We start from the raw sequence: 14,065 nt of genomic DNA on the forward strand, positions 1-14,065 counted from the left end.
AATGAAGATCTGAAGTACGTTTTTAGAACTAGTCAATCGCTTATTGAAAGTTCTTTAAAATGCCCTGAACATCTAATTTAACAAGACGTATCGGACCTTGTATGATGAATACGGTCGATATGTCTGTGTCAGAAGTGCATTCTAAAACCCCTCGCAATATTTTGCGAGGGGTTAGTGTCTTATTGGTTGTTTTTGGATTTAATTGATAGCTGCAAGAAGAGCGTCCGCTTGAGCTTTTAGTCCTGCAAGAGTTTCTGAGCTAGCAATAAATTTACCATCGACCCAAGCAGAATCATTGACTTGAGCTGAGGTGAATTCGCCCACAGCAGTTGTCCGAATAAATGGCAGTAAGTCTTTATAGATAGCAAACATTGGTTCTTGTCCTGCATTGGCAACTGAAGAGACAGTCACAATCTTCTCGTTAATAGCAGAAGCGCCACGAGGATCAGAAAGATCAAGTGAACGAGAGAGCCAGTCTAACAGGTTTTTCACTGAACCAGGAATAGAGAAGTTGTAAACTGGTGAGAAAATCCAGATAGCGTCTGCAGCTTGGACTTCTTCGCGGACCTTAGCAACAGCTGAAGGCGTTGATTGTTCCAAATCTTGGCTAAAGATTGGAACTTGAGACCAATCAAGATAGGATACGTCAGCTTTACCAGCCAAAGCTTTTTCAGCTTCTTGTGCCAGTTGATTGTTAAAAGAACCTTGACGAAGGGATCCAACGATAAATAGTACTTTAGACATTATGAGTCCTCCATATTTTTTAATCAAAGAGGGTTAGACCTCTTGTTACCGAATATGTTACAACAAATATTACTAATTAGCAATTATTTAGCTTAGATTCTTATATTTTTTTAAAATAGCAATGAGAGTCTCTTTGTCTTCGTCTGATAAAATTTCTAGCGCTTCTTTTACACACAGGATATGTTGAGGGAAAATTTCTTCGATTAAGTCTTGACCTTTTTGGCTCAACTCAATCAGATAAGAACGGCGATCATTTGGATCGCTAGTCCGAGAAATCAAGCCGTCACGAACCATATTTTTGATGACGACAGTCATATTTCCAGAAGTCGCAAGCATATGGTCTATCAAATCCTGGATTCGCATTCTTCCCTTACTATAGAGAGTTTCCAGAACAGAAAACTGAGTAGGTGTTAGCTTATTTTCTTTGATGACTCTTTGTTCAATGGAGCGTATGGTCCGCTCAGCCTTCCTAAAAACAATCATAGTTTTAAGGTCTAGTTTATTTTCTTCTAATAATTCTTCTAGTGTTCTCATAGCCATATTTTATCAATAAATAGTATTAAAATCAATGTGAAAAAGATAGAAATATAGATAGAATTATAGTATAATGGACGAGTGAAAAATAGAAGAAAAAGAAATAAAAAAATCCTTATTTGGCAGTACGTCATTGGAATAGGTATTCTTTTAACGGTGCTTGCCTTTTCTCTGCTAAATCTATTTAATTTATCAATGGAGCCTTATCGGGCTGCTCGTTCTAATTCCATTGAGTTGGCTCGCAAGTATGCAGGAGTCAGTAAAGTTGATAGCTTTGCCATTTATAATGGGGACAAGACCTACTACAGCCTGCTAGGCGAAACTGATCAAGAGAAGAAAAAAGCCGTCCTGATTGAGAAGGGTTCTGACAAGATTTTCGTTTATGAGCTCAGTGATGGAGCTAGCAAAAAGGAGGCTGAAAGGATAGCAAGGAAAAATGGAGCTGATGCGATTGACAAAGTGACTTTTGGCTATTTGAATGGCCGGCCAATTTGGGAAGTCAAATCTGGAAAGAGTTACTATATTGTCGATTTTGAAAAAAGGAAATTGCTGAGCAAGGAGGGGCTATGAAATTATCTAATCGAGTTTTAAAAATGGAAGAAAGTGTGACCTTGGCTGCAGCGGCCAGAGCCAAAGCTTTAAAGGCTGAAGGCAGAGATATTCTGTCGCTAACTCTTGGAGAGCCGGATTTTCCGACTCCTAAAAATATTCAGCAAGCAGCTGTGGCAGCTATTGAAGATGGGAAAGCTAGTTTCTATACAGTGGCTAGTGGTCTTCCTGAGTTAAAAGAAGCTATTGTTCAATACTTTGCAAACTACTACGGTTATGAAATCAAACCGAATCAAGTGACTGTGGCAACAGGAGCTAAGTTCTCCCTCTACACCTTCTTTATGAGTGTTCTTGATCCAGGTGATGAAGCAATTATTCCTACGCCTTATTGGGTCAGTTACGGCGATCAGATTCAGATGGCTGAAGGAGTCCCTGTCTTTGTTCAAGCTACTGAAGAGAATGACTTTAAGGTAACTGTAGATCAATTGGAAGCAGTTCGGACTGACAAGACCAAGGTCTTGGTTCTGAATTCACCATCCAATCCGACGGGTATGATTTATACAGCAGAGGAGCTTTTGGCTATTGGAAACTGGGCCGTGGAACATGATATTCTGATTTTGGCAGATGACATCTATGGACGACTTGTATATAACGGCAATGAATTTACGCCAATTTCTAGTCTATCAGAAGCTATCCGCAAGCAAACAGTGGTTATCAATGGCGTTTCTAAGAGTTATTCCATGACCGGTTGGCGGATTGGCTATGCTGTTGGTGAACCGGAAATCATAGCTGCTATGAGCAAGGTTGCAGGCCAAACCACTTCCAATCCAACAACAGTTGCTCAATATGCAGCTATTGAAGCTCTAACTGGCAGTCAGGAGACAGTTGAAATTATGCGTCAGGCCTTTGAAGAGCGTCTCAATACGATCTATCCACTTCTAGCTCAAGTACCAGGTTTTGAGGTCATTAAGCCTCAAGGAGCCTTCTATCTCTTCCCTAATGTCAAAAAAGCTATGGAAATGAAAGGTTTTACAGATGTGACAGCCTTTACCACAGCTATTTTGGAAGAAGTTGGAGTGGCCTTGGTGACCGGAGCAGGATTTGGTGCTCCAGAAAATGTCCGTCTCAGCTATGCGACTGATCTGGAAACACTGAATGAAGCTGTTCAGCGTCTGAAGCAATTTATGGAGCGCTAAAGCATGAGGAAAATCTCCTGTTTTGCAATGTTGGCAATTAGCCTGTTTTGCTTGACAGCTTGCTCTTTTGTTCATCCAGAGCAGAGGTGGACCACTGTTTCTCAGTCTAAGGAGGGAGAACCCTTTTATAAGTTACAAGTGTCTGGAAAAATGTACCAGATTCTATACAATGACAATGGTTCAGCTAGAAAAACCTGGCATCTAGATAATTATAATCCGATTGAAAATCTTGAGTGTCATACTCTTAATCAAGAAGAGATAAAAGAGTTAGATGGAGCGACAGCCAAGAGAAAACTGTCTGGTCAAGGTTCTGCTAACTTTACTCTGGTTTATGAACATTATTCAGGTAGTCACAAAGAAGTAAGTTATTATCAAGTTGGAATAACTGCTGATAAGAATGGACAAATCAAACCTTCGGAAAGCAGTATGGTCTTAGTTAAGACTGAAAAGGATGATTCTAAGTAAACATATAAATGAAAAGCAATTATATTTTTAAAATAGGGATGGGCTTAAAGCCTGTCCTTTTTGCTTTTCTTCGACTCTAGCTGGTAAGAGGTTGTTTAAAGTGATAGAATAATTCTGAAAGCGTTTGTTCTAGGGCTTCCTTATGTAGAAGTTTAGAATGATGAAATATAGCCTTAATATCAGTTAAAGCGTATCTAATATATGTTTTGATTTCTATTAGAAAGGAATGTAGCATGAAACGTAGTTTGATATTTTTAAACCTAATAATATATTTGGTCCTATTGACGGCTTGTTCTTTCCTTAATGCTGAGCAAGGGTGGACAACTATTTCTGAATCAAAGCCTGGCGAACCTACTTATAGCTTACAAGCCAAGGGTAGGCAGTACCGGATCCTTTTTGAAGAAAATGCATCAACCCGAATGGATTGGTACTTGAACGATTATCAACCAGGGTTAGAATTAAAGTTACGAACTTTAAATAGCGAGCATTTGAAAAATTCTGTCGGTGGACCTTCAGAGCAGGAACTTTCTGGAAAGGGATATGCAGACTTTACTATGGTTTATGAGACTCGTTATAACCCTCAGATTGAGCGGACTTATTTTAAGGTACATATTGAAGTCAATGATAAGAGAGAGGTGAATACTAAGAAAAGTAGTATGGTTTATGAAAAGTCTGAGAAGCTTGAAAATAAGAAAGGAGACTGATTTTCCAAACAGCTGTTTTCTTTTTCTGATTTCTTATAGAATAGTATTTTTGGAAAAAGATAGCTTTTTAAAGAATTTTAAATTTTCGTCTCTTCAAGGATAGCTATTGCAATCGCTTTATGGTAAAATATAGAACAGATGTCCAAAAGATTTGTCTTGAAATAAAGTGACATTTAGCAACCAATCTAGGAGGCAGATATGATTGATCATTTTGGCATTACAGTCAAGGATTTGGAAGCCAGCAAGCTCTTCTATCAGCAAGCTTTAGAGCCTTTAGGCTACAAACTTGCCTTTGAAATTCCTCAGGCAGTCAGCTTTGCGGAGCCGCAAACAGCTCCAGCTGGAGATTTTTGGTTAAGTCAGGGACAATCAGATGCATCTCATTTTGCCTTTCGTGCTGAGACTAGAGAGCAGGTGGATGCTTTTTATCAAGCGGGTCTAGTAGCGGGTGGCAAAGATAATGGTGCTCCAGGAATTCGCCCTCAATATCATCAGCCTTATTATGCAGCCTTTGTCTTGGATCCAGACGGTAATAATGTCGAGGCAGTCTGCCACAAAGAATAAAAAATAGAAAAGAGAAAAAACGTGTCAAACAAATATGTAACGATTATTGATGTAAAAGACCATGTTGGTCAAGAAGTGACCATTGGTGCTTGGGTTGCCAATAAGTCAGGTAAGGGTAAGATTGCTTTCTTGCAGCTTCGTGATGGTTCTGCCTTTTTCCAAGGTGTCGCCTTCAAACCTAACTTCATTGAGAAATTTGGTGAAGAAGTAGGACTTGAGAAATTTGATACTATCAAACGACTTAGTCAGGAAACATCTGTTTTTGTGACAGGGATCGTCAAGGAAGATGAGCGTTCAAAATTTGGTTATGAGCTGGATATCACAGATATCGAAGTAATCGGAGAGTCAAATGACTATCCAATCACACCAAAAGAACATGGGACTGACTTCCTTATGGACAACCGTCACTTGTGGCTGCGTTCTCGTAAGCAAGTTGCCATGATGCAGATCCGCAATGCCATTATCTATGCTACCTATGAATTCTTTGACAAGAATGGCTTTATGAAGTTTGACAGCCCAATCTTGTCAGGAAATGCAGCAGAAGACTCAACTGAGCTCTTTGAAACAGACTACTTCGGAACTCCAGCATACTTGAGTCAGTCAGGTCAGCTTTATCTAGAAGCAGGTGCCATGGCTCTTGGTCGCGTCTTTGACTTCGGTCCTGTATTCCGTGCCGAAAAATCAAAAACCCGTCGTCATTTGACGGAGTTCTGGATGATGGATGCAGAGTACTCATACTTGACGCATGATGAGTCACTTGACCTGCAAGAAGCTTATGTTAAAGCTTTGATCCAAGGTGTTCTTGACCGTGCTCCTCAAGCTTTGGAAACCTTGGAACGTGATGTAGAACTTCTGAAACGCTATATTGCAGAGCCTTTCAAGCGTGTTAGCTATGATGAAGCGATTGATCTTTTGCAAGCGCATGAAAATGATGAAGATGCTGACTATGAGCATTTGGAACATGGAGATGACTTTGGTTCTCCACATGAAACATGGATTTCCAACCACTTTGGTGTACCAACCTTTGTCGTGAACTACCCAGCAGCCATCAAGGCTTTCTATATGAAACCAGTTCCTGGAAATCCAGACCGTGTCCTCTGTGCAGATTTGCTTGCTCCAGAAGGCTACGGTGAAATCATCGGTGGTTCTATGCGTGAGGAAGACTACGATGCTCTTGTTGCTAAGATGAATGATCTTGGTATGGATACGACAGAATATGAATTCTACCTTGATCTTCGTAAGTATGGAACAGTTCCACATGGTGGCTTCGGTATCGGTATCGAGCGTATGGTAACCTTTGTAGCAGGTACTAAGCATATCCGTGAAGCCATTCCATTCCCACGTATGCTGCACCGTATTAAACCGTAAAACAATGAAAACGCCCATGTGGCGTTTTTTCAACAGTAAACTATGAAATAATCCAAATACATAATTTTAGAGAAAGAAGAGGTAGGAGTCATGTAAACAGCAGATTAACAAGTGACAAAGGATAGAAATTAGAAAACACTTGTTAAAGGAGAAAATATGTTTAAAAGAAGTTATCGGAAAAATATCGGCCTGATGGCCGGAGTTGAATTTTTTGCCTTTTTAGGCATTACCAGTTTTTGGATTTTATTTCTAAGTCAAAACGGCATGTCCCTTTGGCAGATTGGGCTTTTGGAAAGTATTTTTCATGCGACTAGTGTCATCTGTGAAATTCCTTCTGGGATGTTGGCGGATCGCTTTTCCTACAAGACCAATCTTTATCTGAGCCGGATAGCTGGGATTGTGTCTTCTGTTCTCATGTTGGCGGGGCAGGCAAACTTTTGGGTTTATGCACTGGCTATGGTGATTAGTGCTTGGTCCTATAATTTTGATTCGGGGACAAGCGCAGCCATGGTCTATGATTCATCTGTGGAGGCCGGACTCAAGGAACGTTACCTGTCCATCTCCAGCTTCATGTCTGGAGTGGCCGAGGCGACCCGGTCTTTGGGAACAGTCTGGGCTGGATTTTTTGTCCATGGACAATTGCATCTGACCTACTATATCATGATTGGCACCTCTATCGTCGTTCTTTTCTTGACCTGGATGCTGAAAGAGCCAAGTGTCAAAGCAGAGAAAGCAGAACGCCTGACTATGAAAAAGATTATCTGGGCAGTCAAAGAGGAGTTGCAGAGAAATCCCAGCCTTTTTATCTGGATGATTCTTTCTCAAATCATCGGAACACTGATGTGTATGTTTTATTTTTACTATCAAAATCAATTGCCCGACTTAAAAGATTGGCAGATTTCGGTAGTCATGCTGATTGGCAGTGCTTTGAATATCTTAGCTGCCTATCTGGCGAGTGTGATTGGAAAGAAGTATTCTGCCTTGAAACTTTTTCCTTCAGTAGTTCTTCTAACTGGAGTGACTTACCTGTTTTCCTATTTTGGAACACCAGTCATCTATATTTTGATTTATCTAATCAGCAACGCCTTGTATGCACTCTTTCAGCCGATTTTTGACAACGATTTACAAAAGCAGCTGCCAAGTGAGGTACGGGCTACCATGCTCAGTGTCTATTCTATGATGTTCAGCCTGAGTATGATTGTTATTTTCCCTATGACGGGCTGGTTGATTGATCACTTTGGCTTCGATTGGACTTTTATAGCTTTGGGCGGCTTTTTATTTGCTGTAACCCCATTTTTACATATAAGTCTAAAGAAAATAAGCCAGAGCTTACAAGAAGTCTAATATCAATGTTCTCTTTCTGCTGGTCAGAAGGAGAATATTTTTTAGCCTTTAAAAATTATGGTAAAATAAATAAAGTTTAATGGAGAAGTAGGCAGTATGAAAGATTTATTGAAATATTTCAAGGGCTATATCAGGGAGTCTTTGCTGGGACCCTTGTTTAAGCTCTTGGAGGCCAGTTTTGAACTCTTGGTTCCGCTTTTGATTGCGGGAATTGTGGACGAGACCATTCCCCAAAAGGACAGCTCCCATCTCTACTGGATGGTTTTTCTTTTGATGGGCTTGGCTGCGCTGGGCGTGGTGGTAGCAGTGGTAGCCCAGTATTATTCGTCAAAGGCGGCAGTGGGCTTTACTCGTCAGATGACAAGCGAACTCTATCAAAAAATCCTGCGTTTGCCTAAGGCTAGTCGGGATGAGCTGACGACTTCTAGCTTGGTGACTCGGCTGACGAGCGACACCTATCAGATCCAGACGGGAATCAATCAATTTCTTCGTCTCTTTCTGCGGGCGCCTATCATCGTTTTTGGATCTATCATCATGGCCTTTACTATCAGCCCGGTCATTACCTTGTGGTTCTTGCTCATGGTGGCAATTTTAACGGCTATTATCGTTTTCATGTCTCGTCTGATGAATCCCCTCTATGCTAAGATTCGCCAACTGACAGACCAACTAGTCAATCTGACGCGTGAGCAGCTGCAGGGCATGAGGGTTATACGAGCTTTCGGTCAGACCCAGCGCGAGGTTCAGACCTTTCGCAATCGCAACGAGCTCTATAAAACCTGGCAAATCAGGACAGGAGCTCTGGCTAGTCTGATTAGCCCTCTGACCTTTCTCACAGTCAATGGTGCTCTGATTGCTGTGATTTGGCAGGGGAATAGCTTTATCGGCAAGGGCTTGCTGACCCAGGGGATGCTAGTGGCTTTGGTCAATTATTTATTGCAAATTTTGGTGGAATTGCTCAAACTGGCGATGCTAGTCAACTCACTCAATCAAAGCTATATCAGTGCAGGCCGCATCAGTCAAGTCTTCGAGCAAGCAGAAGAAGATGTCCTGCAGGAATTAGTGCAGGAAACAGCTCTGCCTAATCAAGCTATTAAAGTCCAGCAAGTCAGCTTTTCTTATCCAAATGCAGCTAGCCCAGCCTTGACTGGTCTGACTTTTGATTTGAAAAGAGGTCAGACTGTGGGGGTTATTGGCGGGACAGGTTCAGGGAAGTCTACTCTGGTCCAGCTGCTGGCTCATCTCTATCCTGTGGCTGCTGGTCAGTTGACCATCTTTTCCCAAGGACGCAGTCCCCAAAATCTGAGCGAATGGAGGTCCTGGATCAGTCTGGTGCCTCAGAAAGCGGAGCTTTTCCAAGGAACTGTTCGCTCCAATCTGACCTTGGGCATGTTAAGCAAGCCAACAGACGCAGACTTGTGGCAGGCTTTAGAGATTGCTCAGGCGGCGGACTTTGTCTCTCAGAAGGAAGGTGGCTTGGATGCGACTGTAGAGGTCTTTGGTCGGAATTTTTCTGGTGGTCAGCGTCAGCGTTTAACCATCGCCAGAGCTGTCTTGCGGAGGGCGCCTTTCTTGATTTTAGATGATGCGACCTCAGCTCTGGACTATCTGACAGAGGCTAGACTCTTGCAGGCTATTAAGAATGAATTGATAGAGACTAGTCTGGTCTTGATCTCTCAGCGGACCAATAGCTTGCGCTCAGCGGATCAAATTTTAGTTCTAGATAAGGGAGAACAGGTGGCTCTTGGTAGACACGAAGAACTCTTAGTCAGCTCTGCCATTTACCGAGAAATCCATCACTCACAGCATAGTCAAGGAGAGGAGGGCAAGCATGAAGCATAAGACATCACCTAGCAGCTTGAGGCGTTTGACTCGAGATTTGCTGCAGGCGCGCTGGCTCTTTCTCCTAGCTAGTCTGGGAACGGTGGCTCAAGTGGCTCTGACTGTTCTTCTTCCAGTTTTAATCGGGAATGCGGTCGATAGTGTTCTACTTCCTCAAGCGGAGCAGCATTTGATGCCGATTTTGGGTCAGATGTTGTTGGTCATCTTAGCCAATACTCTGATTCAGTGGCTTAATCCCTTGGTCTATAATCAGCTGGTCTATCGCTATAGCCAGCAGCTCCGTCAAGGCGTCATCAAGAAAGTACACTATCTGCCCTTGGCCTATCTAGATCGGCAGGGAACCGGAGACTTGGTTAGTCGGGTGACGACTGACTTGGAGCAGCTCAGCAATGGCCTGCTTATGGTTTTTAATCAATTCTTTGTGGGTTTGCTAACCATCTTAGTCACTATCATTAGCATGGCCAGATTGGACTTTTTCCTCCTGTTTTTGGTCTTGCTTTTGACGCCCCTTTCTCTCTTCTTAGCTCGCTTTATTGCCAGAAAGAGTTTTAGCTTTTTCCAACGTCAGACGCAGGCGAGAGGGGCACAGACCCAGCTGATTGAGGAAAGTCTGACCCAGGAAAGTCTGATACAGGCTTTTAATGCTCAGGAGCAGTTTGATACAGCTTTTGCTCGCAGCAACCAAACCTATGCAGACTATTCGCAGGCGGCTATTTTCTATTCTTCAACGGTCAATCCTTCGACTCGTTTTATCAATGCCCTAATCTATGCTTTGATTGTGGGCTTTGGGTCTGTCCGAATCATTCAGGGAACAGGCTTTACGGTTGGGCAGCTGGTAACCTTTCTCAACTATGTCAACCAGTACACCAAGCCTTTCAATGATATTTCGTCAGTCATGTCGGAATTGCAGAGCGCTTTAGCTTGTGCGGAGCGGATTTACAGCGTTTTGGACCAAGAAGAAATAGCAGAGCCCGGTCAGGAAATCCTCCAGTCGGAAGATGTCAAAGGACAGATTAGCTTTGAGCATGTGGCTTTTGGCTATGAGCCTGGAAAAGAGCTAATTCAGGATTTGAATATAAGGATTCCAGCAGCTAGCAAGGTCGCAATTGTCGGGCCAACTGGTGCGGGTAAGTCAACCCTGATCAATCTCCTCATGCGCTTTTACAATGTAGACAGTGGTCTTATTTCGCTAGACGGTACTCCCATAACGCATTACACCAGAGCCGCTTATCGTCAGCAGTTTGGTATGGTACTGCAAGAGACTTGGCTCAAGACGGCGACTATTCACGACAACATAGCTTTTGGCCGGCCAGACGCTAGCCGAGAAGAGGTTATTACAGCTGCCAAGGCGGCCAATGCGCATTTCTTTATCCAGCAGCTGCCTCAGGGGTATGACACCTATCTGGCGGATGCTGGGGACTCCCTGTCTCAAGGTCAGCGGCAGCTCTTGACCATTGCCCGTGTCTTCCTTTCCGTTCCTAAAATCCTAATCTTGGATGAGGCGACTTCCTCCATTGATACTCGGACAGAAGTCTTGATTCAGGAGGCTTTCAACAAGCTCATGGTGGGACGAACTAGCTTTATCATCGCTCACCGCCTGTCTACTATTCAAAATGCTGACATCATCCTCGTCATGGTAGATGGTGATATCGTCGAACATGGTAATCATCAGGAGATCATGGATGCCAGAGGTGTTTATTACCAAATGCAGACGGCGCAGGAGTAGAGGGGGAGCTTTATTAAAGTTCATAGATTGATGCTAAACAAAACTAAAAGAGTTGGAAATTCCAACTCTTTTTGCTTATAGTGTAACTTCCTCCAATCCTGTCTCTGTCAGTTTATAAATCTTCTGGCAGACTTCTTTGAGAAAGACGCGGTCGTGGGAGACTGTTATGATGGCACCAGGATAGGTCGTCAAAAGCTTGCGAACCTGAGGCTGAGAGGTGGGAGAGAAGTTGCGGGTTGGTTCGTCCAGAAGGAGGACATTGGGGCGGTCTAGTACAAGTTTGAGTAGGAGGAGCTTGGCTTTTTGGCCACCAGAAAGCTGCCCAATCGGGTGGCGGGCCTCGTCGCGCGTGAACTGGAGACTGGCTAGATGCGTCAGGATTTTCTCCTCCTGGGACTTGTCGCCAGAGGGAGCCAGAAAGTCCAAAGGGCTGCTCTCATCAGCCAGCAAGTCTCCATAATGCTGGGGCATGTAGCCGACCCGCATATCTGTCCGCTCACGCAGGATCTTCCATATTTCCTTCAGCAGAGTAGACTTGCCTGCACCATTAGCACCAATCAGTCCGATTTTTTCCTGACCGCAGACCTCCAGAGTTAGGTTCTTCGACAGTTGTCGTTCGTCTGTTTTCAGTTTCATTCCTTCTAATTTCAGGATTCTTTTGGTCAATGGCAGAGCTTCTATGTTTGAGAAGTGAAGGTTGATGGCATCTTCCTGTGTCGGGATTTCGGTCATTTCAGCACCTGCCTTTTCGAATCGCTTGCCCTGTGAGAGGACGTTTTTCATCTTTTTGGCTACCAGTCGACCTGCAGTAGCGTCATGAGTGTTTCGTAAAGTATGCTCCACACTCTGCTTAACCCGTCGGTGTTTTTCCATAGTCTTAGCGTGTTCTTCTCGCTCTTTTCGTGCTAGTTGCCCTTGTTTTTCAAAAGCCTCCTGACGCTGATGGCGATAATTTTCATAGTCCAGACTTTTGACGCTGGTTCTAGCTTCCTGCTTCTTTTTGATTCGCTCCAGATGAACAATCTTGGTCGCGGCTTGAGCGAGAAAGTGCTCGTCGTGAGAGACGAAAAGGACCGTTCTCTGGCTGTGGCTGATAAAGTTTTCCAGCCAAGTTAGAGTTTCGAGATCAAGGTCATTAGAGGGCTCGTCAAGAAAGAGAATGTCCCAATCACTGGCTAGTTTCTTGATGAGTTGGACCTTGAGCTTTTCTCCTCCAGATAGGCTAGAGAGCTGCTGCTGGCTAGCAAAACGCTGGCTGTCAAAGTTGAGCTCTCCCGCATAGCGATAGAGCTTGGCATAGTCCAGCTCGGTCTCAAAATCAGCAAAGAAATAGTCATTGAGCGTCAGTTGGGCATCCTCTGAAGGCAGCTGCTGGGGCAGATAAACAGCAGCAGTATAGGACTTATCAATCTGTCCACTGTAGCTGACATAGGAACTGACCAGTCGCTCGTCAAGTAGGAGCTTGAGCAAGGTGGACTTGCCATTGCCCTCCTCACCAATAATAGCGATCTTGTCTCCTTGATTGACAGTCAGTGACAAATCTTTGACTAACTCTTTCAGATCTTTTAGGTGGGTAATCGTTAGATTTCTTATTTGAAGCATAGATGTCTCCTTCATTTTTAAAACAAAAAACAGCTCTGCTTTATTTAGCAGAGCTGTTTTTTATTGCACAAATCAGACACAGGAGTGTCTAAGTAGGATTATTCGTCTATAGGCTTCCAGCTTGCACTGTCATAGGAGCGACAGGATTAAACTAAAGATAAGCAAATAGAAGCTAGAAAGCACAAAAAATGAACATCCCGCGGATATGCAGAAACATGACAAAATCTACTAAATAAAGTTTCCTTTAAAAAATAGACTTAATTTTTCATGTCTCCGTGTACCTCCGAAATAGTTCTGCCTTAAGTCTAGCAGAAGGAGCTAAGAAAGTCAATAGAAAAGAAGGCTGAGACAGGATATCCCAACCTCGATTGCGTTTTTATATTATAAGCTTGTAGAATGTTTGGGTTGGACCTTTTGATCAGGGTAGATATGGTTAATGGCATTGTTGACAGCAGTAGGTGCCTCACCGAGTCCAGTCGCAATTAAGTCGATCTTACCTTCGTAGCTGCAACAATCTCCAGTAGCATAGATACCTGGTACGGAGGTTTCTTGCTTGCTATTGACCAAAATCTTGTGACGGTTGAGTTCCAAGCCCCAATCTTTGAGATTGCCGACAGAGGATTTAAAACCGTAATTGACAAAGAGATGATCTAGAGGTAAAAGCTGACTTTCCTCTCCCTTGACCTGGCTGATTTCCAAGTGGGTAATTTTGCCATTTTCACCGACCAATCGACTGGGTACAAATGGTGTCTTAATCTCAACGCTGGAAGCCTTGAGTTCCTCCACACTATGCTCCAAAGCCCGGAAGTTGTCCCGACGATGAACCAGGCTGGTTTTTGCGATTTTTTCAAAAGCTAGTGCCCAGTCAACAGCCGAGTCGCCGCCTCCCAGAACAACAACCTTTTTGCCAGCGTACTGGCTGATATTTGACACATGATAGTGGAGGTTGCTGTAGCTTTCAGCATCATCTAGCTCCAAAGCTCTTGGTTTAAAGGCGCCACCTCCCATGGCAATGATAATGGTTTTGGTCTGATGTTTCGCTTTAGAAGTCGTAATAGTGAAGCCCTCTTCGCCTTTCACGATATCCAGCACTGTTTCGTTGAGACAAATCTCAGTCTGGAAAGTCTCCAGCTGCTCAATTAGACGCTGTGTCAACTCTTCGCCGCTTAGATTGGTAAAGCCAGGGACATCCAGAATCTTCTTCTCTGGATAGAGAATGGCTGGCTGACCGCCCAGCTGAGGCAGGGAATCAATAATTTTAACCTTGGCTTGGCGCAGATGAGCATAAAAAGCTGCGAATAGGCCAACTGGACCACCGCCGACAATCGTAATATCATACAGTTCAGACATAATTTTCCTCAATCTTTTTTAAAATAAACTAGCATTATTGTACCACAAAAAGGGGGAGAAATGTAAGTGAGTAAGTTTAC

The 14,065-nt window shown here is 43.4% G+C and carries 13 protein-coding genes; 9 read left to right on the forward strand and 4 right to left on the reverse strand.

Going from position 1 to position 14,065, the window contains the following annotated elements:
* Positions 1 to 198 precede the first annotated feature (198 nt).
* Both HMPREF3108_RS02600 and HMPREF3108_RS02605 read right to left on the reverse strand, forming a co-directional pair.
* Entirely contained in the window at positions 199 to 747 is a 549-nt protein-coding gene (locus HMPREF3108_RS02600; RefSeq protein WP_125397155.1) for an NADPH-dependent FMN reductase, read from the reverse strand.
* A gap of 84 nt (positions 748 to 831) precedes the next feature.
* Positions 832 to 1,278 carry a MarR family winged helix-turn-helix transcriptional regulator gene (locus HMPREF3108_RS02605; RefSeq protein WP_045504806.1) on the reverse strand — a complete coding sequence of 149 codons (447 nt, stop codon included), beginning with the start codon at positions 1,276 to 1,278 and terminating at the stop codon, positions 832 to 834.
* A gap of 81 nt (positions 1,279 to 1,359) precedes the next feature.
* Here HMPREF3108_RS02605 and HMPREF3108_RS02610 point away from each other — a divergent pair, with 81 nt between their 5' ends.
* The 9 genes from HMPREF3108_RS02610 to HMPREF3108_RS02650 all read left to right on the forward strand — a co-directional run bounded on the left by HMPREF3108_RS02610 (position 1,360) and on the right by HMPREF3108_RS02650 (position 11,033).
* Positions 1,360 to 1,848 carry a cell wall elongation regulator TseB-like domain-containing protein gene (locus HMPREF3108_RS02610; RefSeq protein WP_048780190.1) on the forward strand — a complete coding sequence of 163 codons (489 nt, stop codon included), beginning with the start codon at positions 1,360 to 1,362 and terminating at the stop codon, positions 1,846 to 1,848.
* Positions 1,845 to 3,023, forward strand: a complete 1,179-nt coding sequence (locus HMPREF3108_RS02615; protein ID WP_048780189.1) for a pyridoxal phosphate-dependent aminotransferase — start codon at positions 1,845 to 1,847, stop codon at positions 3,021 to 3,023. Before HMPREF3108_RS02610 ends, HMPREF3108_RS02615 begins: the two co-directional genes overlap by 4 nt.
* Before the next feature lie 150 nt (positions 3,024 to 3,173).
* Positions 3,174 to 3,488, forward strand: a complete 315-nt coding sequence (locus tag HMPREF3108_RS02620) for a hypothetical protein (RefSeq protein ID WP_256262213.1) — start codon at positions 3,174 to 3,176, stop codon at positions 3,486 to 3,488.
* Positions 3,489 to 3,721: 233 nt separating this feature from the next.
* Positions 3,722 to 4,192 carry a hypothetical protein gene (locus HMPREF3108_RS02625; protein ID WP_048780185.1) on the forward strand — a complete coding sequence of 157 codons (471 nt, stop codon included), beginning with the start codon at positions 3,722 to 3,724 and terminating at the stop codon, positions 4,190 to 4,192.
* A gap of 198 nt (positions 4,193 to 4,390) precedes the next feature.
* Positions 4,391 to 4,756 (forward strand): VOC family protein, encoded by a 366-nt coding sequence (locus tag HMPREF3108_RS02630; protein ID WP_048780183.1) that lies wholly within the window; start codon positions 4,391 to 4,393, stop codon positions 4,754 to 4,756.
* A gap of 21 nt (positions 4,757 to 4,777) precedes the next feature.
* Complete coding sequence (asnS, locus tag HMPREF3108_RS02635; protein WP_048774645.1) at positions 4,778 to 6,124, forward strand: asparagine--tRNA ligase; 1,347 nt, start codon at positions 4,778 to 4,780, stop codon at positions 6,122 to 6,124.
* A gap of 156 nt (positions 6,125 to 6,280) precedes the next feature.
* Positions 6,281 to 7,468 (forward strand): MFS transporter, encoded by a 1,188-nt coding sequence (locus HMPREF3108_RS02640; RefSeq protein WP_070493192.1) that lies wholly within the window; start codon positions 6,281 to 6,283, stop codon positions 7,466 to 7,468.
* A 96-nt stretch (positions 7,469 to 7,564) separates the two neighbouring features.
* Positions 7,565 to 9,307, forward strand: a complete 1,743-nt coding sequence (locus HMPREF3108_RS02645) for an ABC transporter ATP-binding protein (protein ID WP_070493195.1) — start codon at positions 7,565 to 7,567, stop codon at positions 9,305 to 9,307.
* Positions 9,297 to 11,033 carry an ABC transporter ATP-binding protein gene (locus HMPREF3108_RS02650; RefSeq protein ID WP_070493198.1) on the forward strand — a complete coding sequence of 579 codons (1,737 nt, stop codon included), beginning with the start codon at positions 9,297 to 9,299 and terminating at the stop codon, positions 11,031 to 11,033. Before HMPREF3108_RS02645 ends, HMPREF3108_RS02650 begins: the two co-directional genes overlap by 11 nt.
* 75 nt (positions 11,034 to 11,108) lie before the next feature.
* On the opposite strand, the gene HMPREF3108_RS02655 is transcribed toward HMPREF3108_RS02650, so the two are convergent.
* The gene (locus HMPREF3108_RS02655) at positions 11,109 to 12,635 is read right to left on the reverse strand and encodes an ATP-binding cassette domain-containing protein (protein WP_070493201.1); all 1,527 of its coding nucleotides are present in this window, start codon (positions 12,633 to 12,635) and stop codon (positions 11,109 to 11,111) included.
* Positions 12,636 to 13,016: 381 nt separating this feature from the next.
* The gene (locus tag HMPREF3108_RS02660; RefSeq protein ID WP_048780171.1) at positions 13,017 to 13,985 is read right to left on the reverse strand and encodes an NAD(P)/FAD-dependent oxidoreductase; all 969 of its coding nucleotides are present in this window, start codon (positions 13,983 to 13,985) and stop codon (positions 13,017 to 13,019) included.
* Positions 13,986 to 14,065 lie beyond the last annotated feature (80 nt).

This window comes from Streptococcus sp. HMSC10A01, from assembly GCF_001807785.1.
Lineage (GTDB): Bacteria > Bacillota > Bacilli > Lactobacillales > Streptococcaceae > Streptococcus > Streptococcus gordonii.